This window comes from Dietzia maris (genome assembly GCF_036287335.1).
GTDB lineage: Bacteria > Actinomycetota > Actinomycetes > Mycobacteriales > Mycobacteriaceae > Dietzia > Dietzia cinnamea.
The window spans coordinates 673,106-698,542 of the sequence record NZ_CP143053.1 but is presented as its reverse complement, the minus strand read 5'-3'; the positions used below and the strand labels follow the sequence as shown (position 1 = coordinate 698,542).

The 25,437-nt window shown below is 71.0% G+C and carries 21 protein-coding genes and 1 pseudogene; 8 read left to right on the top strand and 14 right to left on the bottom strand.

From position 1 onward, the window contains the following. Positions 1–121 precede the first annotated feature (121 nt). Positions 122–883 carry an IclR family transcriptional regulator gene (locus tag VYL96_RS03170; protein ID WP_131885701.1) on the top strand — a complete coding sequence of 254 codons (762 nt, stop codon included), beginning with the start codon at positions 122–124 and terminating at the stop codon, positions 881–883. Here the strand turns inward: VYL96_RS03170 and VYL96_RS03165 are convergent. Then, positions 880–1,665 carry a 2-keto-4-pentenoate hydratase gene (locus VYL96_RS03165; RefSeq protein WP_207913563.1) on the bottom strand — a complete coding sequence of 262 codons (786 nt, stop codon included), beginning with the start codon at positions 1,663–1,665 and terminating at the stop codon, positions 880–882. The two genes, VYL96_RS03170 and VYL96_RS03165, sit on opposite strands and share 4 nt — an antisense overlap. 60 nt (positions 1,666–1,725) lie before the next feature. On the opposite strand from VYL96_RS03165, the gene kstD reads away from it, so the two are divergent. Both kstD and VYL96_RS03155 read left to right on the top strand, forming a co-directional pair. Next, a complete protein-coding gene (gene kstD, locus VYL96_RS03160) occupies positions 1,726–3,432 on the top strand; it encodes a 3-oxosteroid 1-dehydrogenase (protein WP_207913562.1) in 1,707 nt (568 codons plus the stop codon). A 1-nt stretch (position 3,433) separates the two neighbouring features. Then, positions 3,434–4,294: an enoyl-CoA hydratase ChsH3 gene (locus tag VYL96_RS03155; protein WP_061227431.1), complete on the top strand. Its 861-nt coding sequence runs from the start codon at positions 3,434–3,436 to the stop codon at positions 4,292–4,294. Positions 4,295–4,311: 17 nt separating this feature from the next. Here the strand turns inward: VYL96_RS03155 and VYL96_RS03150 are convergent, their stop codons facing one another. From VYL96_RS03150 to VYL96_RS03140, 3 genes are read right to left on the bottom strand one after another with little or no spacing between them, the layout of a single operon-like run. Then, the gene (locus tag VYL96_RS03150; protein WP_061227559.1) at positions 4,312–5,355 is read right to left on the bottom strand and encodes an LLM class F420-dependent oxidoreductase; all 1,044 of its coding nucleotides are present in this window, start codon (positions 5,353–5,355) and stop codon (positions 4,312–4,314) included. A 10-nt stretch (positions 5,356–5,365) separates the two neighbouring features. Then, entirely contained in the window at positions 5,366–5,710 is a 345-nt protein-coding gene (locus tag VYL96_RS03145; protein WP_131885698.1) for a hypothetical protein, read from the bottom strand. Then, a complete protein-coding gene (locus VYL96_RS03140; protein ID WP_131885697.1) occupies positions 5,707–5,997 on the bottom strand; it encodes a hypothetical protein in 291 nt (96 codons plus the stop codon). The genes VYL96_RS03145 and VYL96_RS03140 overlap by 4 nt, the downstream gene beginning before the upstream one ends. A 34-nt stretch (positions 5,998–6,031) precedes the next feature. On the opposite strand from VYL96_RS03140, the gene treS reads away from it, so the two are divergent. Together treS and VYL96_RS03130 are read left to right on the top strand one after the other, a co-directional pair. After that, positions 6,032–7,843, top strand: coding sequence for a maltose alpha-D-glucosyltransferase (treS, locus tag VYL96_RS03135; RefSeq protein WP_243699672.1), 1,812 nt, complete (start codon positions 6,032–6,034; stop codon positions 7,841–7,843). Then, the gene (locus VYL96_RS03130; protein ID WP_131885696.1) at positions 7,840–9,231 is read left to right on the top strand and encodes a maltokinase N-terminal cap-like domain-containing protein; all 1,392 of its coding nucleotides are present in this window, start codon (positions 7,840–7,842) and stop codon (positions 9,229–9,231) included. Before treS ends, VYL96_RS03130 begins: the two co-directional genes overlap by 4 nt. Before the next feature lie 105 nt (positions 9,232–9,336). Here the strand turns inward: VYL96_RS03130 and VYL96_RS03125 are convergent, their stop codons facing one another. Further along, the gene (locus VYL96_RS03125) at positions 9,337–10,989 is read right to left on the bottom strand and encodes an AMP-binding protein (RefSeq protein WP_061227435.1); all 1,653 of its coding nucleotides are present in this window, start codon (positions 10,987–10,989) and stop codon (positions 9,337–9,339) included. A 186-nt stretch (positions 10,990–11,175) separates the two neighbouring features. Between VYL96_RS03125 and VYL96_RS03120 the strand changes: the two genes are divergently transcribed. Continuing rightward, entirely contained in the window at positions 11,176–12,255 is a 1,080-nt protein-coding gene (locus VYL96_RS03120; RefSeq protein ID WP_061227436.1) for an alpha/beta hydrolase, read from the top strand. 20 nt (positions 12,256–12,275) lie between these two features. On the opposite strand, the gene VYL96_RS03115 is transcribed toward VYL96_RS03120, so the two are convergent. From VYL96_RS03115 to VYL96_RS03090, 6 genes and pseudogenes are all read right to left on the bottom strand, one after another. Next, positions 12,276–13,454 (bottom strand): lipid-transfer protein, encoded by a 1,179-nt coding sequence (locus VYL96_RS03115; protein WP_061227437.1) that lies wholly within the window; start codon positions 13,452–13,454, stop codon positions 12,276–12,278. Next, complete coding sequence (locus VYL96_RS03110; protein ID WP_061227438.1) at positions 13,451–13,900, bottom strand: MaoC family dehydratase; 450 nt, start codon at positions 13,898–13,900, stop codon at positions 13,451–13,453. The genes VYL96_RS03115 and VYL96_RS03110 overlap by 4 nt, the downstream gene beginning before the upstream one ends. Continuing rightward, positions 13,897–15,009, bottom strand: coding sequence for a bifunctional MaoC family dehydratase N-terminal/OB-fold nucleic acid binding domain-containing protein (locus tag VYL96_RS03105; protein WP_131885695.1), 1,113 nt, complete (start codon positions 15,007–15,009; stop codon positions 13,897–13,899). Before VYL96_RS03105 ends, VYL96_RS03110 begins: the two co-directional genes overlap by 4 nt. 60 nt (positions 15,010–15,069) lie before the next feature. Further along, positions 15,070–16,284, bottom strand: a complete 1,215-nt coding sequence (locus tag VYL96_RS03100; protein ID WP_311201439.1) for an acyl-CoA dehydrogenase family protein — start codon at positions 16,282–16,284, stop codon at positions 15,070–15,072. 45 nt (positions 16,285–16,329) lie between these two features. Next, positions 16,330–17,373 (bottom strand): annotated as a pseudogene (locus VYL96_RS03095) (acyl-CoA dehydrogenase family protein); the annotation flags it as partial. A 102-nt stretch (positions 17,374–17,475) separates the two neighbouring features. Then, a complete protein-coding gene (locus VYL96_RS03090) occupies positions 17,476–19,647 on the bottom strand; it encodes an acyl-CoA dehydrogenase family protein (RefSeq protein ID WP_131885693.1) in 2,172 nt (723 codons plus the stop codon). 215 nt (positions 19,648–19,862) lie between these two features. On the opposite strand from VYL96_RS03090, the gene kstR reads away from it, so the two are divergent. After that, on the top strand, positions 19,863–20,582 hold the full coding sequence (gene kstR / locus VYL96_RS03085; protein ID WP_131885692.1) for a cholesterol catabolism transcriptional regulator KstR: 720 nt from the start codon (positions 19,863–19,865) through the stop codon (positions 20,580–20,582). Between the two features lie 467 nt (positions 20,583–21,049). On the opposite strand, the gene VYL96_RS03080 is transcribed toward kstR, so the two are convergent. Continuing rightward, positions 21,050–22,423, bottom strand: coding sequence for a Glu/Leu/Phe/Val dehydrogenase dimerization domain-containing protein (locus VYL96_RS03080; RefSeq protein ID WP_243699671.1), 1,374 nt, complete (start codon positions 22,421–22,423; stop codon positions 21,050–21,052). Positions 22,424–22,517: 94 nt separating this feature from the next. Here VYL96_RS03080 and VYL96_RS03075 point away from each other — a divergent pair, with 94 nt between their 5' ends. Beyond that, entirely contained in the window at positions 22,518–23,438 is a 921-nt protein-coding gene (locus VYL96_RS03075; protein ID WP_131885691.1) for a LysR substrate-binding domain-containing protein, read from the top strand. Positions 23,439–23,442: 4 nt separating this feature from the next. Here VYL96_RS03075 and thpD read toward each other — a convergent pair whose 3' ends face one another. Beyond that, a complete protein-coding gene (gene thpD, locus VYL96_RS03070; RefSeq protein ID WP_131885690.1) occupies positions 23,443–24,306 on the bottom strand; it encodes an ectoine hydroxylase in 864 nt (287 codons plus the stop codon). A gap of 108 nt (positions 24,307–24,414) precedes the next feature. Further along, entirely contained in the window at positions 24,415–25,407 is a 993-nt protein-coding gene (locus VYL96_RS03065) for a D-2-hydroxyacid dehydrogenase (RefSeq protein WP_061227445.1), read from the bottom strand. Between the last annotated feature and the right edge of the window lie 30 nt (positions 25,408–25,437).

Sequence of the window (25,437 nt, the reverse complement as noted above, 5' to 3'; positions counted from 1 at the left end):
CTTCACCACCCCCACGCCGCCTCAGTAGAACGTATATACGACCCTAATCGGCGCGCAGGAATAGCGCAAGCGTTCGATTCAACGACCCCGGCGTGTCCGACCCGCGCGCTACACTCACCGCATGACCGAGCCGCCCACCTCCCCCGTCGATCGCGCCTTCGAGGTGCTGCGTGTGACGGCGGCGGGCACCGGGATGACCCTGAGCGAGATAGCGCGGGAGACGGGGCTGGCCAAGTCCACGGCGCTGCGATTGCTCACCGCCCTCGAGCGCAACGACGCGGTGACGCGGATCGGCCAGCGCTACCGGCTCGGGCCGCTGGTCCAGGAACTGGACCCGATCCCCGTCTCGCCTGAATATGAGCGGATTCGGCGGGCACTCACGCCGTTCCTCGCGCACCTCTTCGAGGCCACGCGCGCGACCGTCCACCTGGCCACCCTGCACGGGGACGAGGTGGTCTATCTCAACAAACTGCACGGCCCACGCCCGATCCCGTCACCGTCACGGATCGGGGGCGGGCTACCCGCGTACTGCACGGGGGTGGGAAAGGCGATGCTGGCGTTCGACGAGGATGCCGCCGGCCGCGTCGCGCGGTGGCCGATGATCGCGTGGACCGAGACCACACTGACCTCGCCCGACGCGCTGGAGGTGGAGCTCGGCGAGATCCGCCGGAAGAAGCGCGCGGTGGACCGCGCCGAGCTCACCCCCGGGCTGTACTGCGTGGCGGCGCCGGTGTTCGACGACGACGAGGAGGGCGCCGGCGGCACACGGGCAGTAGCTGCCCTGTCCGCGAGCGCGGCGGACGAGAGCGCCCTGGCCCGGCTCGAACCGCTGGTCACCCGCGCGGCCGCGGCAGCCGGGCGCGCCCTGAGCTCGGACCGTTAGCGGAACGCCATCGTCACGTCGCCCAGGCCCGCGAACTCCGCACGGAAGGTGTCGCCCGGCGTCGCGTCCATCGCGCGAATGGCGGTGCCCGGGAGGATGATGTCGCCCTTGCGCAGTCGGACGCCGAATTTCGCGACCGTCGAGGCCAACCATCCCACCGAGTTCAGCGGGTTGCCCAACACCGCGTCGGAGCGGCCCGAGGCGAGGAACTCGCCGTTCTTGTAGAGCGTCGCATCGATCGCGGCCACGTCGATGTCCGCCAGACGCACGCGCTGCCGGCCGATGACGTAACCGCACGACGAGGCGTTGTCCGCGATCGTGTCCGGCAGCTTGATCTTCCAGTCGCGGATCCGGGAGTCGATGAGCTCGATCGACGGGACGACCCACTCGATCGCCGCCGCGGCCTCCTCCTGCGAGCACCCCTCCGGCGGGATGTCAGCACCCAAGATGAAGCCCACCTCCACCTCGACGCGCGGGAAACAGAAGCGCGCCGCCTCGATCGGCGCGCCCTCCGGATACTCCATGGTGTCGAGCAGGTGACCGTAGTCGGGCTCGTCGACGCCCATCATCTCCTGCATCGCCTTGGACGCCAGACCCACCTTGTGGCCGGTGACGACTGCACCGGCGTCGAGCTTGCGGCGAATGTTGACGAGTTGGATCTCGAACGCGTCGTCAGCATTCATGTCCGGATAGTCGTCGGTCAGCGGGGCGATCGGCGAGACGTCGGTCTCGGCGTCCCACAGTCGCTGGGCCAGAGTGGCGCGGGTCTCCTCGGTGAGCATGACGGGCATGCTACCTGGGGCGTCTGGCGTGACGACGATCAGTTCTATAACGTGTTCTACATGGCAGACCAGGAATTCGACGTCGTCGTCGTCGGCAGCGGTGGAGCAGGCATGACGGCCGCCCTCGCGGCAGCAAAGAAGGGCCTCAGCGTGGTCCTCGTGGAGAAGGCCCCGCACTACGGAGGCTCCACCGCCCGCTCCGGCGGCGGCGTGTGGATCCCCAACAACTCGGTGCTCCAGCGCGACGGTGTCCTCGACACCCCCGAGGCCGCGCGGACCTACCTCCGTTCGATCGTCGGCGACGTCGTCCCGGCCGAGCGGATCGACACCTACGTCGACCGCGGGCCCGAGGTCCTCGACTTCGTCCTCGCCAACTCCCCGCTCCGGTTGGAGTGGGTCAAGGACTACTCCGACTACTACCCCGAGGCTCCCGGCGGTCGCCTCGGAGGCCGGTCCGTCGAGCCGAAGCCGTTCGACCTACGACAACTGGGGTCCGAAGCCGACAAGCTCGAGCCCGGTTACGCCAAGGCCCCGGCGAACATGGTGGTCATGCAGTCCGACTACCGGTGGCTCAACCTGCTGCAGCGGCCGACCACCAAGGGCATCCGCCGCTCGATCAAGGTGTCGCTGCGGATGTTCCTCGCGAAGGCCCGGGGGCAGAACTCAGTGGGCATGGGCCGGGCGCTCATCGCCGGCCTGCGCAAGGGCCTGCTCGACGCGGGCGTGCCGATGTGGCTCGAGACGCCCATGACCGGTCTGGTCACCGAGGGTTCCGGCAACGAGGAGCGGGTCGTCGGCATCACCGCGATGCGGAACGGTGAGGAGGTCACGCTGCGCGCGCGCCTCGGCGTGGTGATGGGCTCCGGTGGATTCGAGCACAACCAGGAGATGCGGGACAAGTACCAGCGTCAGCCCATCCCCACCGACTGGACCGTGGGTGCGGCCGCCAACACCGGTGAGGGCATCGAGGCCATGGAGCAGGTCGGCGCCGAGCTGTCCTTCATGGAGGACGCCTGGTGGGGTCCCACCATCATGCTCCCGCGTGGTCCGTGGTTCGCGCTGGCCGAGAGGTCCCTGCCCTGCTCGTTCATGGTCAACCCGCGCGGTGAGCGCTTCATGAACGAGTCGCTGCCCTATGTCGAGGCAGGCCACAGGATGTACGGCGGCGAGTACGGCCAGGGTGAGGGCCCGGCCGAGAACCTGCCAGCCTGGATCATCTTCGACCAGGAGTACAAGAACCGGTACCTCTTCGCCGGTCTGCAGGCCAAGCAGCCGCTGCCCAGGAAGTGGCTGGCGACGGAGAACTTCCACAAGGCGGACACCCTCGCCGAGCTCGCCGAACTCATCGGCGTACCGGCCGACGCCCTCGAGCGCACCGCCGAGCGCTTCAACGGTTTCGCCGAGAAGGGCCGCGACGAGGACTTCCAGCGCGGTCAGTCGGGCTACGACCACTACTACGGGGACCCGACCAACAAGCCCAACCCGAGCCTCGGCCCCGTCCGCAAGGCCCCGTTCTACGCGGCCACGATGGTGCCCGGCGACCTCGGCACCAAGGGCGGCGCCAACACGGACGTCCACGGCCGTGTGCTGCGTGAGGACGGCTCCGTGATCGAGGGACTCTACGCCGCGGGCAACGCGTCCTCGCCGGTCATGGGCCACACCTACGCCGGCCCGGGCGCCACCATCGGACCCGCCATGGTGTTCGGTTACCTCGCCGTCGAGCACATGCTCGCCTCCACCCCCTCCACCCAGAAGACGGGAGTCTGACGTGCCGATCGATCTCGACACAGCCCTCGGGGCACAGCTGCCCTCCCAGGAATTCTCCTGGACCGCCTCCGACGTGGCGCTCTACGCACTGTCCGTGGGCGCGGCCGCCGACCCCACGGACACCACAGGGCTGGAGTATGTCCACGACTCCGCGCCCAAGGTGCTGCCGTCGTTCGCCACCGTCGCGGCGACGATGAACGTCACCGAGGCGCCGAAGGTGTCGTTCCCGGGTGTGGAGATCGACCTGGCGAAGGTCGTCCACGGCAGCCAGTCCGTGACGCTGCACCGCCCCATCCCGGCCGCCGGCACCGCCGTGACCACCACGAAGATCGCCGAGATCCAGGACAAGGGGTCGGCCGCGGTGATCATCCAGGAGTCCGAGACGGTCTCCGCCGACGGCGAGAAGCTGTGGACCTCCCGGTCCGGCATCTTCGCGAAGGGCGAGGGCGGCTTCGGCGGCGAGCGCGGAACGTCGGAGAAGGTCGAGTACCCCGAGCGGGACGCCGACCACACCATCGAGGTGGCCACGCTCCCCCAGCAGGCGCTGTTCTACCGCCTGTGTGGTGACCGCAACCCGTTGCACTCGGACCCCGCGTTCGCCGAGGCCGCCGGGTTCCCGCGTCCGATCCTGCACGGCCTGTGCTCGTACGGGGTGGTCCTGCGTGCGGTGGTCGACGAGGTGCTGGGCGGCGACGTCTCCCGCGTCAGCGGGTACGGCGTCACCTTCGGCGGCATCTTCTTCCCCGGCGAGACCATGCGCGTCCGCGTGTGGGAGGAGGGCTCGCGCCTGCTCGTGGCGGCCACCGTCGCGGAGCGCGACGACGCCCCCGTGTTGAAGAACGTGGTGGTCGAGCTCGCCTGACCGGCGCCCAGCGCAGGTCAGCACATCTCGCGGAACTGCTCCACGAGGCGCAGTCGGCCGGGCGCGTCGAGGGCCATGGGGACCACGGTGAGCGTGGTGGCGCCCGCCTCGCGGAACGCCTCGACCCGCTCGGCGACGTATCCGGCGGGCCCGATGAGGGAGACCGAGCGGACCAGCTCGTCGGGGACCGCCGCTGCAGCCTCTTCCTTCTTGCCGTCCAGGTAGAGGTCCTGGATGCGGGCGGCCTCGTCCTCGTAGCCGTAGCGGCACGCGAGCTCGTTGTAGAAGTTCTTACCGCGCGCGCCCATGCCACCGATGTAGAGGGCCAGGTGCGGCCGGACGAGGTCGAGGTAGAAGGGCACCTCGGCCTCGTCGCAGATCGCCAGGGCGGGGCCGGCGTAGACGTCGAGCTCGCCGAGCGACGGGTCGCGCTTCGCCCTGCCCGCCGCCAGGGCGTCACCCCACGCGAGGTGCGCCTTCTCCGGGTGGAAGAACAGCGGCTGCCAGCCGTTCGCGACCTCGGCGGCCAGTTCGACGTTCTTGGGCCCGAGCGCGGCCAGGACGATCGGGATGGTCGAGCGCACCGGATGGTTGATGAGCTTGAGCGGCTTGCCCAGCCCGGTGCCCTGGTCGGCGGGCAGCGGGATCTGGTACTTCTTCCCGTCGTGGACGACCTTCTCGCGGCGCCACACCTTGCGGCAGATCTCGATCACCTCGCGCGTGCGGGCCAGCGGCGCGTCGTACTTCACGCCATGGAAGCCCTCCACGACCTGCGGGCCCGAGGCGCCCAGGCCCAGCACGAACCGGCCGTCGGAGACGAAGTCCAGCCCGGCCGCGGTCATGGCGGTGAGCGTGGGCGTCCGGGTGTAGATCTGCAGGATCCCCGACGCCAGCTCCATGGTGGAGGTCTTGGCCGCGAGGTAGCCGAGCTGGCTCACGGCATCGAACGAGTACGCCTCCGGGACGAACGCGATGTCCAGTCCCGCCCTCTCGAGGTCGGCGGCCTCCGCGGCCGTCTCGGCGAACCCGCCGCTGTAGTTCAAAGCCATTCCGATGCGCATGCGCGTCACGCTACCGGGGCGTGGGCATGCCGCTGATCACCGCGTCGACCTCCCCGCCGATGCGTACGAAGACCCCGACCCGGCGGCGCAGGGGCGTGTCCGCGCGCTCGTAGCCCACGAGGCGGTACCCGGCGTCCGCCGCGACGGCGAGGACGGTGGCCTCGGGGAGGTCGATGTCCGAGGTGGGGACGACGACGAGGTCGCCACCGCGCAACATCCGGGCCAACCGCAGCCGGCGCGCACGGTCATCCCCCCGACGCCGCCACCACCGGCGGGCGGCGATCACCGCGGCGGCGATCACCCACGCGAGCAGCGGGAGCAGTGCCAGGACCGTGAGCACCCAGCCGGGGCTCACCGCAGGTCACCGGTCGGATGGGCGTCCCCGCCGCGGACGAAGTGCATCGGCTCGAGCCACGGGCCCCGCTGGACGAGTGCCCGCGCGCCCCCGACGGTTTCCCAGCCCCTGGACCGGGCCGCCGCGTAGACGACCGCCCTCGGCAACCGCAGCTCCCACGGGCGGAGGACCACCTCGTCGTCGTCGCCGTCCAACCGCACGGCGAGCGCACGGGCGCGCCGGCCGTGCCGGCCCCGGAAGGCCCGCACCACGCCGCGGACCCGCTCGGTCGGGTCGATTTTCCGCATGCACCGGATCGTACGGGGCCGTAGGCTCGCCGACATGGCACCCAAGCCGCGCCTGCAGTCCGAGTCCCGCCCCGTCGATTCACGCGCCGCCGACCCGCGGCCGGCCGACCCCGAGCTCACCGACGACGGGCACGTCGTCGAGCCCAGCGCGGACGACTACCGTCACGCCACCGAACTCGAGATCAACCACGACTGGTACAAGTCCGCGGTGTTCTACGAGGTCCTGGTCCGGGCCTTCTACGACTCGGACGGCAACGGCACCGGCGACCTCCGTGGTCTCATCGAGAAGCTCGACTACCTCGAGTGGCTGGGCGTCGACTGCCTGTGGCTGCCGCCGTTCTACGACTCGCCGCTGCGCGACGGCGGGTACGACATCCGCGATTTCCGCACCGTGCTGCCGGAGTTCGGCACCGTCGAGGACTTCGTGGAACTCCTCGAGCAGGCCCACAGTCGCGGGATCCGGGTGATCACCGACCTGGTCATGAACCACACCTCCGACGCCCACGCATGGTTCCAGGAGTCCCGCGCCGACCCGACCGGCCCGTACGGCGACTTCTACGTGTGGTCCGACGACGACACGCGGTACCCCGAGGCCCGCATCATCTTCGTCGACACCGAGTCCTCCAACTGGACCTATGACCCGGTACGCGGGCAGTTCTACTGGCACCGCTTCTTCTCCCACCAGCCCGACCTCAACTACGACAACCCCGAGGTCCAGGAGGCGATGATCGACGTCCTGCGCTTCTGGTTGGACCTGGGCATCGACGGCTTCCGCTTGGACGCCGTGCCGTACCTGTTCGAGCGCGACGGCACCAACTGCGAGAACCTGCCCGAGACGCACGAGTTCCTGCGCAGGTGCCGGGCCGTGGTCGAGGAGGAGTTCCCGGGTCGCGTGCTGCTGGCCGAGGCCAACCAGTGGCCCGACGACGTGGTGGACTACTTCGGCGAGTCCGAGGTGGGCGACGAGTGCCACATGGCGTTCCACTTCCCGCTCATGCCTCGGATCTTCATGGCGGTGCGGCGGCAGTCCAGGTTCCCCGTCACCGAGATCCTCGCCCACACCCCCGACATCCCGTCCTCGGCGCAGTGGGCGATCTTCCTGCGCAACCACGACGAGCTCACGCTCGAGATGGTCACCGACGAGGAACGCGACTACATGTACGCGGAGTACGCCAAGGACCCGCGGATGAAGGCCAACATCGGCATCCGCCGGCGCCTGGCCCCGCTGCTCGACGGCGACACCAACCAGCTCGAGCTGTTCACCGCACTGCTGCTCAGCCTCCCCGGCTCGCCCATGCTGTACTACGGCGACGAGATCGGCATGGGCGACAACATCTGGCTCGGCGACCGCGATGCCGTCCGCACTCCGATGCAGTGGAGCCCCGACCGCAATGCCGGGTTCTCCCGCTGTGATCCGGGCCGGTTGTACCTGCCCGCGATCATGGACCCCCTGTATGGCTACCAGGGCGTCAACGTGGAGGCGCAGATGAACTCCACCGCCAGCCTGCTGCACTGGACGCGGCGCATGATCCACGTCCGCAAGGACCACCCCGCGTTCGGGCTGGGCGAGTTCGTCGACCTCGGCGGCTCCAACCCGTCCATCCTGTCCTACCTGCGCACGCTCGAGGGCGCCGACGGCGAGCCCGACGTCATCCTCTGCGTCAACAACCTGTCCCGGTTCCCGCAGGCCGTGCGTCTGGACCTGGCCGAGTTCGCCGGCCGCCAACCGCACGAGCTCACGGGCGGGGTGCCGTTCCCCGAGATCGACGCCGACCCGTACCAGCTCACGCTGCCCGGGTACGGCTTCTACTGGCTCGAACTGCGCAGCCCGGAGGAGGGACCGTGAGTATCGCCCCCGTCGACGACGACGCCCTGGCCCGACTGCTCACGGACTGGCTGCCCGAGCAACGCTGGTTTGCCGGCAAGGGACTCGAGCTCAGCGGCGTGCGGGTCGCCCGACGCGCCGTGATGCTGGACGATCCGGAGGTGCTGGTCGAGCACCTTCTCGTGGACCTCGAGGTGGACGGTCGGCCACAGCGTTATCAGGTGCCCATCGCCACCGCGCCGGAGCTGCCGGGTGACCGACGGGCGTTCCCGTTGACCCCGGAGGGCGCCTCCCCCGTGATCTACGACGGACTGCGCGACCCCCGCGGCACCGAGTCCCTGCTCCGCCACCTGGCCGGGCAGGACGAGGTCGGCGGGCTGCGGTTCCGACTGGTCCCCGGCGCCACGCTGCCCGAGCCCACGTGGGGGCGGCTGCTGGAGGGTGAGCAGTCCAACTCGTCGCTGGTGTACGGCGACGACCTCATGGTCAAGGTGTTCCGGCTGGTCCAGCCGGGCGTGAACCCCGACGTGGAGCTGCACGCCGCGCTGGCCGACCGGGAGTGCCCGGCGGTGGCGGCGCTGCGGGGATGGGTGGAACTGAGCGGCGACGGGGACGACGGCGAGGGGGGCGACACCGGAAACGGGCCCACGACCCTGGCGATGGCCCAGGAGTTCATGGCGGGCGCGGCCGACGGGTGGGCGATGGCCACGGCGAGCGTCCGAGACCTGTTCGCCGAGGCCGATCTGCTGGCCGAGGAGGTGGGCACCGACTTCGCCGACGAGGCCGGCCGGCTCGGGGCGGCCGTGGCGCAGGTGCACGAGGACCTGGCGGCCGCGACCGGAGTGGCGACGCGCGACGGTACGGACCTCGTGGCGTCGATGCGGGCGCGGCTGGACGCGGCGGTGGCCGAGGTACCGGCGCTGGCGGAGTTCGCGGACGCCGCGCGGGCGGTGTTCGACGAGGTCGCCGGCTCCGGCCCGGTACGCGTGCACCGCATCCACGGCGACCTGCACCTCGGCCAGACCCTCCGGGCACCGGACCGCTGGATCGTCATCGACTTCGAGGGGGAGCCGGCCGCACCCCTCGCCGAGCGCCGGGTGCCGGACTCGCCTGCCCGCGACGTGGCGGGCATCCTGCGCAGTCTCGACTACGCGGCCCAGCACACGCTCGTCGGCGTGGAGGACCGGCAGCTGCGCTTCCGGGCCCGCGAGTGGCGTGACCGCAACGTCGACGCCTTCTGCTCGGGGTACGCCGAGGTCAGCGACGCCGATCCTCGCGACTCCGGAGCGCTGCTGCGGGCGTACACACTGGACAAGGCCCTGTACGAGGTGGTCTACGAGTCACGTAATCGACCCGGGTGGGTCCCGGTGCCGATGGGTGCGGTCGAGCGGATCCTCGCCGCCGGCTGACCGGCTACGCACCCCGCGAAGCACGCTCCATGCGACGCACCGCGGCCCGGCCGCTGGTACGGGCCCGGCCGGGGTGGTCACTGCTCGTGCGTCACTGCTCGTGCGTCACTTGGTGGAGATCTGCTCCTTGGCCCACTTGTAGTCGGCTTTGCCCGCGGGCGAGCGGCGGATCTCGGGCACGACGACGATCACCTTGGGCACTTTGTAGTTGGCCAGGGACTCACGCAGGAATGCGGAGAGCTCCTCCGGCTCGGCCGACGTGCCCTCGCGGAAGGACACGACTGCGGCGACCTTCTGTCCGAAGCGCGGGTCGGGGGCGCCGGCGACCAGCGCGTCGTGCACGGCCGGGTGGGCCTTGAGCGCCTGCTCGACCTCCTCGGGGAAGACCTTCTCCCCGCCCGTGTTGATGCAGCCCGAGCCGCGGCCCAGGAACACGATGGAGCCGTCCTCGCGGATCCGGCCCATGTCGCCGAGCACCGCGACCCGCTGACCGTCGACCACGGGGAAGGTTTTGGCGGTCTTCTCCGGGTCGTTCCAGTAGCCGAGCGGGACGTGACCGCGGCGCACGATGTAGCCCACCACGTCTGATCCGGGGGCGACCGGCTGGTTGGACTCGTCGATCAGCCCGAGGCGCGGGGTCGGCGCCAGGACCATCTCGCCGTCCTCGTTGAGGTTCAGCTCGCCGTCGTTGCCGGTCTCGGAGGCGCCGAAGTTGTCGCGGATTATGACGTTCGGGAACTCTTCGTGCAGGCGGTCACGCGAGGACTTGGACCAGATGCCGCCGCCGGAGGCGACCATGAACATCGAGCTGAAGTCCTTGGTTTTCTTGGCCTCGAGCAGGGCGTCGGTGATCGGCACGGCCATGCCGTCGCCGACGAACATCAACAGGCCGGCCTTGTGCTCGGCGGTCGCGTCCACGATGACCTCCGCGTCGAAGTCGCGGAACAGGATCAGGTGGCCACCCATGTTGACGAAGGTCAGCAGCGTGAACAGTCCGGCGCCGTGCATGAGCGGGGCTGAGATGACGACGCGGAATCCGCCGTCGGGCGAGACGTTGTCCGCGACCTCCTGCGGGCTGTGCCGCTTGTCTCCGTAGGGGTTACCGCCGGACAGGCAGGCGTAGTAGTAGTCCGACATCGTCCACTGGACGCCCTTGGGGAACCCGGTGGTGCCGCCGGTGTAGACGATCCAGTGGTCGTCACCGCGGGCCGGCTCGAACCCGCGCTCCGCCGATTGCTGGGGCAGCTCGGCGTCGACGTCGACCAGGGTGAGGCCGGCGGCAGCACACGCGTCCGCGAGGACCTGAGGCGTCCCGCCGACGGCGAGGATCGTGCGCGTGCTGGTCAGTTGCGGCACCGCGGCGGCCATCGTCTCGGCGAACTCGGCGTCGACCATCACGGCGACCGACTGCGAGTCGTTGAACAGGTAGACGAGCTCGGCCGGGGTGTAGCGGTAGTTGACGTTGATCCCGGCCACGCGGATCTTCATGGACGCCACGATGGCGGCCATGTGCTCGGCGCTGTTCTTCATGTACAGCGCGACGTGGCTGAGCGGCTCCGCACCGTGGGCCTTCAGGAGGTGACCCATTCGGTTGGCGAGCTCATCGATCTGCCGGTACGTGTAGTCGACACCGTCCATGGTGAGCAGCGGGTTGTCCGGGATCCTGTCGGCCACGGCCTCGAACACGGCGGCTTCGTTCATGTCCGGGTTGGTTCCGGCGAGGGGATCGGTGGACTGATCGGCAACTGCGTCGGTCATCGGGGCAGGTCCTTAAGAGCGGGGGCTGTGTGTCTTCTCTCACATTGTGGCCTGAACTTGTTCTCATGTCCAGACCCGGTACTGAGCAGCGACAATCGGGCATTACTGCAACAGGTTCCACCTCGCGACGAACCTCCGGGCATGGTTACGGGTGACCACCGTCAGTCGAGCGTCTACATTGCGCACATGAGCGGATCACGGCCCCGACATCCCGGCCCGCCGTACGACGGCGGCCTCCGACTGCCACGCTCGACCGGGTCCGGCGACGTCCCCCAGGACGGCCGCCGTTCGTCCGACCGCGAGGCCGACCGGCCGTCCCGACGCGGGCCCGTCCTCCAGGGGCCCGCCGAACAGGGGACGCTCCGCTCGCGGGGCCTCGCCGAGGCCCTGCGCCTGATCGTGCGCCCCGCCCTGGACCGGATGCCCGCGACCGACGCCTCGCTCGGGCGGCTGCGGGCCCTCACCTCGGGAGCGGGCCGCGCCGCCGCGCTGGAGAGCACCAACGACTGGTCGTGGGACGGGCCGGTGCCCGGCCTGTGGGTGGGCCGCAAGCGGTTCTTCGACTCCGACAAGGTGATCTACCACGTCCACGGTGGCGGCTTCGCGTTCGGATCCCCGTGGTCACACAAGGCGCTCGCGTCCCGGATCGCCAGCGAGACCGGCGTCCCGGTCTTCCTACCGGATTACCGGCTCGCGCCCGAACATCCGCACCCGGCGGCCACCGAGGACACCATCGCCGGCTGGGAGTGGCTGATCGAGATGGGGTTCCCGGCCGCGAACATCGTGGTCGCCGGCGACTCGGCCGGAGGCAACCTCGCCCTGCAGCTGGTGGCCCACCTCGAGAGGACGCGGGCGCCGATGCCTGCAGGCGTCGTGCTGCTCTCCCCCTGGGTCGACCTGGACTTCACGGACATGACCGAGCGGGACCGGGCGCGCAAGGACCCGTTCCTCGCCCTGGGGCTCGCCGAACTGTGCCGACGGCAGTACGCGCCCGGGGTGGACCCGGACGATCCGGCCATCTCCCCGATCAACTACGAGCCGTCCCCGGACTGGCCGCCGTTCCTCATCCAGGCCGGCGGCCAGGAGATCTTCCGGGGCGGGATCGAGCGCATGGCAGAGAACTTCGCCGAGCACGGCGTGCGCCACGAGTTCCAGCTGTGGCCGGACCAGTTCCACGTGTTCCAGGTCTTCCACCCGCTCGTCCCGGAGGCGCGGGTCGCGGTCCGCGACATCGGCTCGTTCGTCCGGGGGTGCCTGCGCCGCTGAGCCGGCGGCGCTGGCGCGTGTCAGGGCTGCGCGGTGAGGACGAGTCCCGAGGTGGGCACGCCGGTCCCTGCGGTGACGACGAGCTTCTCGGCGCCGGCGACCTGGTTGACCGACTCCCCGCGGAGTTGACGCACGCCCTCGGCGATGCCGTTCATACCGTGGATGTACGCCTCGCCGAGCTGGCCGCCGTGGGTGTTGAGCGGCAGCCGGCCGCCCACTTCGAGGGCACCCGGCTCGCGGACGAAGTCCTTGGCCTCGCCGCGCCCGCAGAAGCCGAGCTCCTCGAGCTGCATGAGCACGTACGGCGTGAAGTGGTCGTACAGCACCGCCATGTCCATGTCCTCGGGCCGCAGGCCCGACTGGGACCACAGCTGGTCGCCGACGATCCCCATCTCGGGCAGACCCGCGAGCTCGGGGCGGTAATACGAGGTCATGATGTATTGGTCCGGCCCGGAGCCCGAGGCCGCCGCCGCGATCGAGACCGGCTCGTGCGGCAGGTCGCGGGCCCGCTCGGGCGTGGTCACGACGATCGCCTGGCCGCCGTCCGACTCCTGGCAGCAGTCCAGCAGGTGCAGGGGCTCGGCGATGTAGCGCGAGGCCTGGTGCTCCTCCAGCGTGATGGGCTTGCCATAGAAGAACGCCGCCGGGTTGGCCGCGGCGTGCTTGCGGTCCACCACCGCGACCCGGCCGAAATCCTCGCTCGTGGCGCCGTACTCGTGCATGTAGCGCTGCGCGACCATCGCGACGAACCCGGCCGGGGTGGACAGCCCGTGCGGGTAGGAGAACGCGTTGTCCGTGCCCGAGGAGTTCACCTGGTGCACGAGCGCCGAGTTGACCTGGCCGAAGCGCATCCCCGAGCGCTCGTTGAACGCGCGGTAGCAGACCACGACCTCCGCGACGCCGGTCGCCACGGCCATCGCCGCCTGCTGGACCGTTGCGCACGCCGCGCCGCCGCCGTAGTGGATGCGCGAGAAGAAGTTGAGACCGCCGATACCGGCGGCGCGGGCCACGGCGATCTCGGTGTTGGTGTCCATCGTGAACGACACCAGGCCGTCGACGTCCGACGGCTGCAGACCGGCGTCGGCCACCGCCGCGCGGACGGCCTCGGCGGCCAGCCGGAGCTCGGACCGGCCGGAGTCCTTGGAGAAATCGGTCGCGCCGATGCCGACGATCGACGCCTTGTCCGCGAGGGAGCTCACTGCGGGCCTCCGTTCATGTAGAGGGTCGCGGTCGAGGTGACATGCGCGCCCAGCGAGTCCGTGCCGACGATCTTCAGCGTGACCAGCCCGTCGCCATCGATCCCCGTGACCTCACCCGTGAGGGTCAGGGAGTCGTACGCGTACCAGGGCACGCCGAGGCGCAGCTTGATCGAGGTGATGCGCGCGCGCTGGCCCGCCCAGTCCGTCACGTACCGCTGCACGAGGCCGGTGTCGGTGAGGATGTTGACGAAGATGTCCTTCGAGCCCTTGGCGTGGGCCAGGTCGCGGTCGTGGTGCACGTCCTGGAAGTCCCGCGTCGCCAGGGCGGAGGCCACGATGAACGTCGGCGTCCCCTCGATGGTCAGCTCGGGCAGCCGGTCCCCCACCGTGGCGGCGGGCGGTTCGGCGGGGCAGATCACGTCGGTCACCGCACTGTTCTCGCTCATTTGCCGCCACCTTCCTTGACCTCGGGCATCTGACGGTCGATCGGCGCAGTGCCAGCGGGGCGCCACGCGTAGAGGGTCCACGGCTCGGTGCCGAAGGCCGCGTCCTCGGACTCATCTCCCGGCATGTCGAGGAACTCCACCTCGACCTCCATGCCGATGCGGACCTCCGCCGGGTCGACGTCACGCAGCTCGCCGAGCATGCGCACGCCCTCCTCCAGCTCCACCAGCGCGATGACGAACGGGAACTTGGTGCGGCCCGGCACGCGCGGCGCGTGGTGGACCACGAAGCTGAACACCGTGCCGCGGCCGGAGGACACGACGTAGTCGGTCTGCTCGGACCTCTCCTTCCACAGCGCCGGCACGGGCGGGTGCTGCAGGGAGCCGTCCTCGCGCTTCTGGATGCGCAGCTCGCGGGCGGCGACGCCGTCCCAGAAGAACCGCGTGTCGTGGGAGACCGACGGGCGCAGGACCTCGCCCACCACCAGGTCGTCGGTGGCCGAGCCGGAGCTGGCGACGATCCGCTCCTCCGACGAAGCCGAGCCGGCCGGCTCCGCGGTCTTGGCCGGCGGCCGGAACTTGAGGATCCGGAAGTCCATCTCGGCCACGACCTCATCGCCGACGCGCCAGTAGTTGCGGGTGGTGAAGAACCAGCCCTCGCCCAGGCCCGTGGTCTTGGGGCCCACCACGTCCACCAGCACGGACTCGATGGTCACCTCCTCGCCCGGGCGGGTGTAGCGGTGGTAGACCGAGTCGCAGTTGGTCGCGACGACCGAGGTGAAGCCCTCGGCGTCGAGGATGTCGGTCATGCGGCCCAGCGGGTCGTCGGCCTCGCGGGTCTTGCCGAGCCCGCGCATGGTCCACACCTGCGCCATCGCGGGCGGGGCGACGAGTCCGCCGTGGCCGGCCGCGACGGCCGCCTCCTCGGACTCGTAGATCGGGTTGGTGTCGCCGATCGCCTCGGTCCAGTTGCGGATCATCGGCAGGTTGATGGGGTCGCGGCCCGCGCGGCGGGCGCTGCCGCCGGAGGCCTTGACCTCGTCGGCCGCGGCGAGGATGCGCGAGGTGCGCTCGTCGGTCACTGTGTCGTTGAACACCGTGTCGTCACTCATGGGTGCCTTCTCGTCGGGTTGGGGTGCGCAGCGGGGCTGCGCTGGCGGACGGGGTCGGTGTCAGCGCGCCGTGCGGGGCATGCCGAGGCCGCCCATGCAGACCAGCTCGCGCATGACCTCGTTGACGCCGCCGCCGAAGGTGATCACGACGTTGCGCTTGTTCATCATGTCGAACCAGCGCTGCAGCGCCGCCGTGTCGGGATCGGTGGGGTCGCCGAAGCGGCCGAGCAGCTCCTCGACGATCCGGCCGACGTGCTGGATCTTCTCCGTGGAGAACACCTTCGACGCGGCGGAGTCGCCCATCGACGGATTGTCCCCCGTCGACGAGACCTGCCAGTTGAGCAGCTCGTTGAGTCGGACGATCGCGAAGATCTCCGCGAGACCGCGCCGTACCTCGCGCCGGTCCAGGTGGCGGACGCCGTCGACGCCGGTGCCGCGGGCCCAGGCGGCGAGCTCGTCGTAGTACCCGCCCGGGCGTCCGGACGGCGCGAGCATGACGCGCTCGTGGTTGAGCTGCGTGGTGAGCATCTTCCAGCCCCCGTCGACCTCACCGACCACCATGTCCGCCGGCACGCGCACGTCCGAGTAGTAGGTCGCGTTGACGTGGTGGGCGCCGTCGCAGGTGATGATCGGCGTGAACGAGAAGCCGGGATCGGTGGTGTCCACGATGAAGATCGTCAGCCCGCGGTGCCGGGAATCGGGGGTGCCGGTGCGGGCCGCGAGCCAGATGTAGTCGGCGTGGTGGCCGCCGGTGGTCCACATCTTCTGCCCGTTGATGATCCAGTCGCCGGTCGCCTCGTCCCTGCGCGCCGTGGTGCGCAGCGCGGCGAGGTCGGTGCCGGCGTCGGGCTCGGAGTACCCGATCGCGAAGTGCACGGTCCCGTCGAGGATGCCCGGGAGGAACTTCTCCTTCTGCTTCTCGGTGCCGTACTTCTGCAGCGTCGGGCCGACGGTCTGCAGCGTCACCGACGGCAGCGGCACGTCGGCGCGGGTGGCCTCGTTGGTGAAGATCTGCTGCTCGATGTGGCCGAAGCCCTTGCCGCCGTACTCGGTGGGCCAGCCCACGCCCAGCCAGCCGTCGCGGCCCATCCGCGTGATGATCTGCGCGTAGGTGTCGCCGTGGCGGGTGGTCGAGATGTCGGCGGCCTCCTCCGGCGAGATGAGGGTGGAGAAGTACTCGCGTAGCTCGGCCTGCAGCGCGCGCTGCTCGGCGGTGAGGTCGATGAACGCGCCCTCGGCGTCGGCGGCGTCCGCGTCGCCCGAGGCGGGGGCCACCTGCTCCACCGGGTCGGCGGCGATCGCCGCGCCCAGCGCGTCGAGGTGCAGCTGCGCGCCGCCGACGAAGCGGGCGAGGTCCTTGACCGCCGACGAGTACCTGAACATCGGGTACGTGACATCCACACCGACGCCGCCGTGCAGGTGGTGCAGGAGTTGCACGGCGCGCGGGCCCTCGGTCGCCAGCCAGTACGCGCCGATCGTGGGATCGGTCTCGTAGCGGTCACCGGGCCCGGTCAGCCCCTCGGAGATCCGCCACGCCACCGACTGCGCGATCACGTGCAGCGTCTGCGAGACGATGTAGACGTCCGCCAGCTCCTGCTGCACCGCCTGGAACGAGCCGAGCGGCTTACCGAACTGCACCCGCTCCTTGAGGTAGCCGGCCGTCATGTCCAGCGCGCCGGCCACGAGACCGTCACCGTGGGCGATACAGGCGGCCAGGACGAGACGCCGGAACTCCTCGGGGACCGACCCCGCTCCCGAGCCGCGGAGCACGTCGTCGTCGTCGACCTCGGTGGCCCCGAACCGCATCGCGTACTCGGGCACGCCCAGGGAGCCGAGGGTGGGGGTCAGGGTGACGCCGGGGGCGTCGGGGGCGACGACGACGAGGACGGCACCCTCTGGCGTGGTCGCCGGCACGAGCACGTGACGTGCCTGGGCCGCGTACCGCACCGACGTCGCGGTCCCGGTGAGCTTCCCGCCCTCGAGCCGCACGGTGGGCTCGAGCGGCAGGGGGCTGCCGGGCTCGGCGACGGCGGCGGTGAGGATACGGCCGTCCTCGATGCCGGAGAGCAGTCGCTTCTGCTGGTCCGCGGTGCCGAGGGTGACGATCGGCAGCACGCCCAGGCCCAGCGTCTCCAGGGCGGGGATCACCACGCCCGCACGGCCGACCTCCTCGAGAACCACGGCGATGTCGGCGGGCGTGAGGTCGTCGCCGCCGAGTGCTGCGGGCAGGCCCAGCGAGAGCAACCCGGAGGTGGCGAACGCCGACCAGAGGCGCTCGTCGTAGCCGGCGTCGTCGACACTGCGGCTGGGCAGCGCGGTGAGCAGTTCCTCGGCCGGGGCGGCCGTCGACAGCGCGCCGGCCACCGCCTCGGCGACGGCGGCCTGGGTCTCGGTACGCGTGAAGTCCACGATCAGTCCTGTTCGGATACGGGGGCGGAGAACGGGGCGGGGTGTGGCAGGCGGTGGTCAGTCTCGGGGCAGGCCGAGGATGCGCTCGCCGACCACGTTGAGCAGCACCTGCTCGGTGCCGCCCGCGATCGACAGGCAGCGGACCATGAGGAACTTGCGGCCCTGCTCGGTGAACTCGACGCCGCCGGTGCCGGTGAGCTCCAGGCCGAACTCGGCGATGTCCTGGCGATGGCGCACGCCGACGATCTTGCGGACGCTCGACTCGGCGCCCGGCCCGGAACCGGCGAGGCTGCGCAGCGCGGTGCGCAGGTCCAGCAGGTTGCCCACGACGCCGTCGGCGACGTGCTTGCCGAACTCGTCCAGAACCAGCGCGTCGCCTGAGACCCCGGCCGCGTTGATGAGGCCGATGATCTCCTCCGCGGCGTCACCGAGGGAGGAGCCGCCGCCCATGGCCACGCGCTCGTTGGCGAGTGTCGTGCGGGCGATCTTCCAGCCGTCGTTGACCGTCCCGATCTGGAACTCGTCGGGCACGAACAGGTCCTCGAGGTAGACCTCGTTGAACAGGGCCTCGCCGGTGATCTCGCGCAGCGGCCGGGTCCGGATGCCCTCTGAGCGCATGTCCACCAGGAAGTAGGTGATGCCCTTGTGCTTGGGCGCGCCGGAGTCCGTACGGGCCAGGCACATGGCCCAGTCGGCCTCGCGGGCAAGCGACGTCCACACCTTCTGGCCGTTGAGCTTCCAGCCGCCGTCGACCTTCTCGGCGGTGGTGCGCAGAGCGGCGAGGTCGGAGCCGGCGCCGGGCTCGGAGAACAGCTGGCACCACCTGATTTTCCCGGCCATGGTGTCGCGCACCAGCAGATCGGCGTGCTGGGGGGCGGCCTGCAGGATGGTGGGTACGGCCCAGCCGCCGATCGTGATGTCGTGGCGGGTGACGCCGGCGGCCTCGAGTTCGGAGTCGATGAGCAGCTGCTCGGCCGGGCCGGCGCCCAGGCCCCACGGCTCGGGCAGGTGCGGCATGAACAGGCCGGTGTCGGCCAGGGCCTGCTTGCGCTCGTCGCCCTCCGCGGCGGCGACCTTCGCCACGAGTGCGCGGATCTCCTCGCGCGTGGCGTCCAGCCCGTCGATCTCGGACAGGTCGATGTCGAGGTGGCGGCGCCTGCCGGCGAGGGTGAGCTCGGCCAGGCTGCGTCGCCAGCGGGCGGACCCACCGATGATCTGGCGCAGCGCGCTCGCGCGCCGCATGTAGAAGTGGGCCTCGTGCTCGAAGGTGAAGCCGATGCCGCCGAGGATCTGGATGCAGTCCTGGGAGTTGCGCACGGCGTTGTCGAAGGCCAGCGCCCCGGCGACCGCGGCGGCGACGGGCAGCTCGGAGTCGGAGTCGGTGAGGTCCTCCGCAGCGACGGCGGCGTCCCACGCCAGCGCGCGGACCTGCTCGGTGCGGCAGAGCATGTCGGCGGCGAGGTGCTTGATGGACTGGAACGAGCCGATGGTGCGGCCGAACTGTTCGCGGATCTTTGCGTAGTCCACGGCGGTGGCGAGCGTGTAGTCGGCGACGCCCGCAGCCTCCGCCGCGGCCAGCGTGACGAACAGCTGGTGGACGTGCTCGGTGGTGATGCCCTTGAGGATCCGGTCGGCCGGGATCGTCACGCCCTCCAGGCGAACGCGGCCGATCGAGGCCGAGATGTCGTACGGCGTCGACGGGGTGACCGTCACGCCCGCGGTGCCCGCCTCGAGCAGCGCCCAGCGCGTGGCGCCGTCGATCTCGACGGGCAAGAGCAGTCCTCCGTCGGGGGTGCCGCCGTAGGCGATGCCGGGGTCGCCGGTGACCTCACCCGAGCCGTCCAGCGTCGCGGTGCCGATGCCCAGGCACACGCCCACCGGCAGGCCACCCTCGGCGATGGTCTCCCCCAGCGCCTGCGCCACGGCCCCGCCCGCACGGGAGACCAGCACCCCGGTCAGGGCGGTGGACAGCACCGGGCCCGGCGCCATGTGGGCGGCTGCGGTCTCGAGCATGCAGGCCAGGTCGACGATCTCCGCGCCGGCACCGCCGTGCTCTTCGGCGATCGCGACACCGAACAGCCCCAGCTCGGCGAGTCGGGGCCACACCGCCTTCCAGGCTTCCGGATCCTCCTCCTGAACGCGTACCGTAGCCACGGGATCGGCGGACTTCGCCCAGGCCTTGATCGAACTCTGGATCTCGGTCTGGTCCGGTGTGGTGGCGATACTCACTGCAGGCTCCTCGACTCGGGCGGGGGACGCGTACCCGGCGCGGGACTCGAGGGCCCGCGCGTACACGCCTACAATAGAACGTGTTCTAGGTAACGTGTTCTAGAATGCACCAGTAGGGTCCGATCGGTACACCCGGGTCCCCGCCCGGTACGCCAACCCGAGACCGCCAGCCCGATCAGCAGTCCCGATCCGACCAGCGCAGAAGGTTCGTTGCCATGACCAAGAGCTCGACCGAGACCGGCTCCGCCGCCGCGTCCGCCGCCGCCGCTACCAGAGCCGACGAGCCCAGTACGTCGTCGCAACGCGAGCGCCGTCGCCGGATCCTCGACGCCACGTTGGCCCTGGCCGCCAAGGGCGGGTACGAGGCCGTGCAGATGCGCGCCGTGGCAGAGAAGGCCGAGGTCGCCGTGGGCACCCTCTACCGGTACTTCCCGTCGAAGGTGCACCTGCTCGTCTCGGCGCTCGCCCGCGAGTTCCGCCGGCTCGATCAGCGCACCGAGCGTTCGGCCCCGCCCGGCGACACCGCGCAGGAGCGGATGAAGGTCGTGGTGGAAATGATCACCAAGTCGATGCAGCGCGACCCGAACCTCACCGAGGCCATGACGCGGGCCTTCATGTTCGCCGACGCCACTGTGGCCAACGAGGTCGAGGAGGTCGGCTTCCTCATGGACCGCATCATCGCCCGCGCGCTGGCACAGGGCGAACCGGACGAACTCCAGCTCTCGATCGCGCGCGTGGTCTCGGACGTGTGGATGTCCAACCTTGTCTCGTGGCTCACCCGGCGGTCGTCGGCCGCGGACGTCGCCACCCGGCTGGCGCTGACGATCGACCTGCTGCTGGGCACCGACGATTCGCCCCGCCGCGCGCGCCTACACACGGCGATCGGAAACGGGAACGGCAACGAGGCCGGTGAAGCCGACTCCGCCACCGGATAGGGCCGCACAGTCTGACAGCGCGTTATGTGGCGGGGCCCGTACGCGTTTCCACGCAGCCGCTCCTGACGATGGCGTCTCGCTCCTGTGCGTGTCTGCCCAGCCGCTCCCCCGCCCGGCGGCCCGCTCCTCAACTTGGAGTCTCGCTCCTGCGCCTGGCGTCGCGCTCCCGCGCGTGTCCACGCAGCCGCTCCCGCTCTTGGCGTCTCGCTCCCGCGCCTGTACGCCTGAACCGCAGCCGCGCCTGACGATGGCGTCTCGCCCACCCTTCGGGGCGAGCGAGACGCCATAGAGACGTGCGGCTGTGCGGGCTGCGGCGAGTGCGCTGCGGCGGTCGCGGGAACCGGGAGCCTGGCCGTGCGGGCTGCGGCGGGTGCGCTGCGGGGGTCCCGGGAACGGGGAGCCTGGCCGTGCGGGCTGCGGCGGGTGCGGGGCCCGGGCGCCTCGGGGGCGGGAGCCCGGGCCCGCGGTCAGGGCACGACGACCGGCGGCACCGTCCGGATCGCGCCGGAGACGTCGGCCGCCCACCGCAGCGGGCCGCTGGTCGGGTCCCAGCCGGCGAGTAGGTCCGCCACCTTCGCCGTCATCTCCCGTCCGAGACGTAGGAACGACGTCTCGGGCCGATCGTCGACCTCGCCGAGGATGAGCCACCACGCCCAGGCGACGGCGCCGGCGTTGGCCATGAAGTCCGGCAGCACCGCGATACCGCGGGTCGTGAGGTCGAGCTCCGCATCGGCGGTCGTGGCGGCGTTCGCGGCCTCCACGACGATCGGTGCCGTGACCTGCGCGCAGTTCTCGGCGGTGATCGCGTACGACACGGCGGCGGGAACCAGGACGTCGACGTCCATGCCGAGAATGCTGTCGCGGTCCAGACGCTGCACCCGGGCGGGTACGGCGGCGCGGTCGATCTCGCCGAAGCGGTCGCGGGTCGCCAGCAGCGCCGGGACGTCGAGGCCGGCGGGGTCGTAGAGTGTGCCGGCGGCGTCGGCGAGCGCGACCACCCGCATCCCGGCCTCGTGCAGATACCAGGCGGCGCCACCGCCCATGGTGCCGACGCCCTGGATCGCGACCGACGTGCGCTCGATGTCCCAGCTGCGCACGTGCGCTGCCGCGAGGCACGCCTGCGCGACGCCGTAGCCACCGATCACGTCGCCCAGGAGCCCACCCGGGACCTCGGCGTTGAGCCCGCGGAAGATCCGATCGGCCGTGGCCGCGGGGTCAGCGGACCGCTCGATCGCCGCGTGGTACGACTGCCTCATGCCGAGGCGGCCGAAGACCTCGTCGATGAGGTGCTGCGGCACGCCCAGGTCCTCGGCGGTCACCCAGTGCCGGTCGAGGAACGGGCGCATCGCCTCGCAGAAGCGGCCGAGCACCTCGACGGCTCGCGGGTCCTTGGGGTCGAAGTCGATTCCGCCCTTGGCCCCACCGACGGGTAAGTCGAAGGCCGCGGTCTTGCGGGTCATTCCGCGCGCCAGGTCCTCTACCTCGCGGAGGGTGCATCCGGCGCGCATGCGGGTGCCGCCGGTGGCCAGGCCGCCGACGAGCGTGTCCACGACGAGATAGCCGCGGGCGCAGGTCTGATCGTCCTCCCAGTGCAGGCGCAAGTAGGGTTCGCGGCGGGTACTCGACGTCTCGGCCGGGGCCGTGGCCGGGGTCAGGGCCGGCGCCGTGGCCGGGGTCAGGGCCGGAGCCGTGGCCGGTGCGCAGACGGCCTGTGCGGCGGGCCCGGTCTGCGGGCCGGCCCCCGTGTTGCCGGTCGTGCCCGGGATCTCGATGGATGTCATGGTGCTCGCCTCCTCGGCGACCTCGTCCGTCGGCGGGTCCGGCGGGGGTGTCCCCAGCATGGGTCCGCGTCCCCGGGCGGGTCCAGCGAGACTTCGTGGACCCGACCGTTCACTTTTCCTGCACGTTCGACCCGGGGGCTCCTACTCTCGGGGCATGGAGCCGTCCCTGCACCGCCTGCGGTTGCTCCACGAACTGGAGCGACGGGGCACCGTCACCGCGGTCGCCGCGGGCCTGGGGTACACCGTCTCGGCCGTGTCGCAGCAGCTCTCGCTGCTCGAGCGCGAGGCGGGGACGCCCCTGTTCGAGAAGCGGGGTCGTGGTCTCGCGTTGACGGAGGCGGGACTCGTGTTGGCGGAGCACGCGCGCACGATCCTGTCCGCGGTGGAGGACGCGGGCCACGCGATGGAGTCGGCGAGGGCGGGCGTCGGGACGACGCTCACGGCCGGGGTATGGGCGTCGGTGGCCACCACGCTGCTGCCGGCCGGGATCGCGATCCTGGCCCGCGACCATCCGGGAATCGTCGTGCGCAGCCACGAACTGGCCCCGGAGGACACGGCGGGCGCGGTCCGCGACGGCTCGCTGGACCTGTCGTTCGTGCTGGACTACTCGAGCTACGCGATGGCGGACGTGCCGGACCTCGTGCGGTTGCCGATCGCGCGGGAGGCCCTGCACGCGGTGGTGCCGCGCGGGTCGATGCCGACCGCGCAGGTGTCGTTGTCCGACCTCGCGGGGGCGCCGTGGGTGGTCGCGCACCCGCGCTCGCACTTCGGCCGGGCGGTGCGGATCGCGTGCCGGGAAGCGGGCTTCGAGCCGGAGGTGCGCCACGAGGCGGGTGAGCAGTCCACGGCATTGGCCCTGGTCGCCGCCGGCCTCGGCGTCACGCTCGCCTCCGATCTCGGCCTGACCACGTTCGCTGCCGACGTGGACGTTCTGCCGCTGAGGGACGGGCTCACCAGGACGGTGTCGATCACCCATCGTCGCCGCGACGCCCGGAGGCGCCCGCTCCAGGCGTTCGTCGCGGCGTTCACGGCCGCCGCCCGGGAGGTCGGCCTGGACCCCCCGGGCGGGGCGTGAGACCTCAGGGCCGACGCGCGAGGAAGTCCGGGCGCGGCGGCGTGCCCGCGAACGGCTCGGCGAGCTCGTTCTCGACGCTGTTGAACACGATGAACACGTTGGCGCGCGGCAGCGGGGTGATGTTGCCACCCGAGGCGTGCAGCGCGTTGCAGTCGAACATCGTCATGGAGCCCGCGCCGCCGGTGAGGACGTCGAGTCCGTGCTCGCGGTACATCTCGGTGATGTGCTCCTCGGACGGAACGCCCACCTTCGGCGCGGTCGTCACGAGCGACTCCTTGTAGTAGTCCTCGGGCGTCTCACCGGCGCACTGGACGTAGTACTTGTGCGTGCCCGGCATGATCATCAGCGGACCGTTGTAGGTCTCGTTGGGCGTGAGCGCGATCGAGGCGCTGCAGGCGCGCGGCTTGGGCATGCCGTCCTCGGCGTGCCACGTCTCGAAGTCCGAGTGCCAGTAGAACGCGCCGCCGGCGAAGCCGGGCTTGTAGTTGAGCCGGCTCTGGTGAACGTACACATCGGATCCGAGGATCTGGCGGGCCAGATCGATCGCGCCGGACCGCTCGACGGCCTCCCACACGACCTCACTGAGCTCGTGCACGTCGAAGATCGACCGGACGGCCCGGCCGCCCTCCTCGCGGATGATGCGGGGATCGTCCTTCATCGCGGGGTCGTCCCCGAACCGTCGGAGCTCCTCCCAGCAGGCGTCGATCCGGCTCTGGTCCAGGGCGCCCTCGCGCTGGACGTATCCCTTCTCCTCGAACTCGAGCACCTCGGGATCCTGGCTGCTCCCCCAGATGACGGGGTCCCGGCGCTCGACGATCTCCGGGCGCCCGGTCACGCGGGTCTGGTAGTCATCAACGGCAATGGTCACTACGACTCCTTTCTCTCCTCAGCCTGAAAACCCCGGCTGACTCGGGAAAACGAGGGGTGCCGCCCTCGTGGGGCCGACCGTATCCGTGGCGACGATCTCGGACAACTCTCAGCCGCTGACGTATCCTCGACTCTTGTCCACCGCGGGACCTGGCTCGCCGCCGGCGAGCCACGTGCGCAGGTGATCGCGGAATTGTGCGGAGAGCGTGTCGCGCCAGCCCACGACGTCGCCGGACATGTGCGGGCTGATGTGCACGCCCCCCAACGTCCAGAGCGGGTCGCCCTCGGGGAGAGGTTCGACGACGAGGACGTCCAGATGCGCGGAGAGCCTGCCCGACACGATCTCGGCCGTGAGAGCGTCCTGATCGACCAGCTGTCCGCGACCCACGTTCACCACGTGTGCGCCGTCGGGAAGGGCGGCCAGCTCCGCGGGCCCGAGCATCCCCCGGGTCGCCTCCGTCAGCGGCGCCACCATGACGAGATGGTCCACGTCGCCGAGATGGTCGACCAGGCGGGCCGAGTCCAGGACGCGGCCGAAGTCCTCGTCGTCGTCGCGTGGTCGACGTCCCGCCCCGGCCACGTCGAGCCCGACCGCCCGGAGGAGCCGCGCGGTGGCCCGGCCGATCCCGCCGGTGCCCACGACCAGGGCGCGCCGGCCCGCCACTCGCGTGGTCTCCCGGCGGTGCCACACCCCCGAGCGCTGCAGGGCCTCGGTCTGGTGCAGGAGCTTGTCGTGCGCCAGGACGCAGGCCAGGACGTACTCGGCGATCGGCTCGTCGAACACTCCGCGGGCGTTGGTGACCAGCACGTCCGAGTCGCGGAGTTCGTCGAAGAGCAGCTTGTCGACGCCGGCGGCGGCCACGTGCACCCAGCGCAGCGAGTCGGCGGCGTGCCAGGCGGAGGCCAGCGCCTCCGAGAAGAAGTCCCACAGGAGTAACACCTCGGCGCCCGGGAGCGCGTCGGCGAGGGTGTCGGCCGTGCACTCGCGCACGTCGGCGAGGTCGCGGATCTCCTCGAGGGTGGAGGGCGGGGCGACGCCGTTGGCGGTGAGGACGACGACGGTCGGGCGGGCGGCGCGGTCGGGATCGGGATGCGGCGTCATGGGGACACCGTAACGCGGCCGCGCGGCGGG

Coding starts and splice junctions, on each gene's coding strand:
- VYL96_RS03105 (WP_131885695.1), bottom strand. CDS start 15,009: ATGAGTGACGACACGGTGTTCAACGACACAGTGACCGACGAGCGCACC.
- VYL96_RS03080 (WP_243699671.1), bottom strand. CDS start 22,423: ATGCTGGGGACACCCCCGCCGGACCCGCCGACGGACGAGGTCGCCGAG.
- VYL96_RS03120 (WP_061227436.1), top strand. CDS start 11,176: ATGAGCGGATCACGGCCCCGACATCCCGGCCCGCCGTACGACGGCGGC.
- VYL96_RS03170 (WP_131885701.1), top strand. CDS start 122: ATGACCGAGCCGCCCACCTCCCCCGTCGATCGCGCCTTCGAGGTGCTG.
- VYL96_RS03110 (WP_061227438.1), bottom strand. CDS start 13,900: ATGAGCGAGAACAGTGCGGTGACCGACGTGATCTGCCCCGCCGAACCG.
- VYL96_RS03165 (WP_207913563.1), bottom strand. CDS start 1,665: ATGCTCACCGAGGAGACCCGCGCCACTCTGGCCCAGCGACTGTGGGAC.
- VYL96_RS03150 (WP_061227559.1), bottom strand. CDS start 5,355: ATGCGCATCGGAATGGCTTTGAACTACAGCGGCGGGTTCGCCGAGACG.
- kstR (WP_131885692.1), top strand. CDS start 19,863: ATGACCAAGAGCTCGACCGAGACCGGCTCCGCCGCCGCGTCCGCCGCC.
- VYL96_RS03075 (WP_131885691.1), top strand. CDS start 22,518: ATGGAGCCGTCCCTGCACCGCCTGCGGTTGCTCCACGAACTGGAGCGA.
- treS (WP_243699672.1), top strand. CDS start 6,032: ATGGCACCCAAGCCGCGCCTGCAGTCCGAGTCCCGCCCCGTCGATTCA.
- kstD (WP_207913562.1), top strand. CDS start 1,726: ATGGCAGACCAGGAATTCGACGTCGTCGTCGTCGGCAGCGGTGGAGCA.
- VYL96_RS03140 (WP_131885697.1), bottom strand. CDS start 5,997: ATGCGGAAAATCGACCCGACCGAGCGGGTCCGCGGCGTGGTGCGGGCC.
- VYL96_RS03065 (WP_061227445.1), bottom strand. CDS start 25,407: ATGACGCCGCATCCCGATCCCGACCGCGCCGCCCGCCCGACCGTCGTC.
- VYL96_RS03125 (WP_061227435.1), bottom strand. CDS start 10,989: ATGACCGACGCAGTTGCCGATCAGTCCACCGATCCCCTCGCCGGAACC.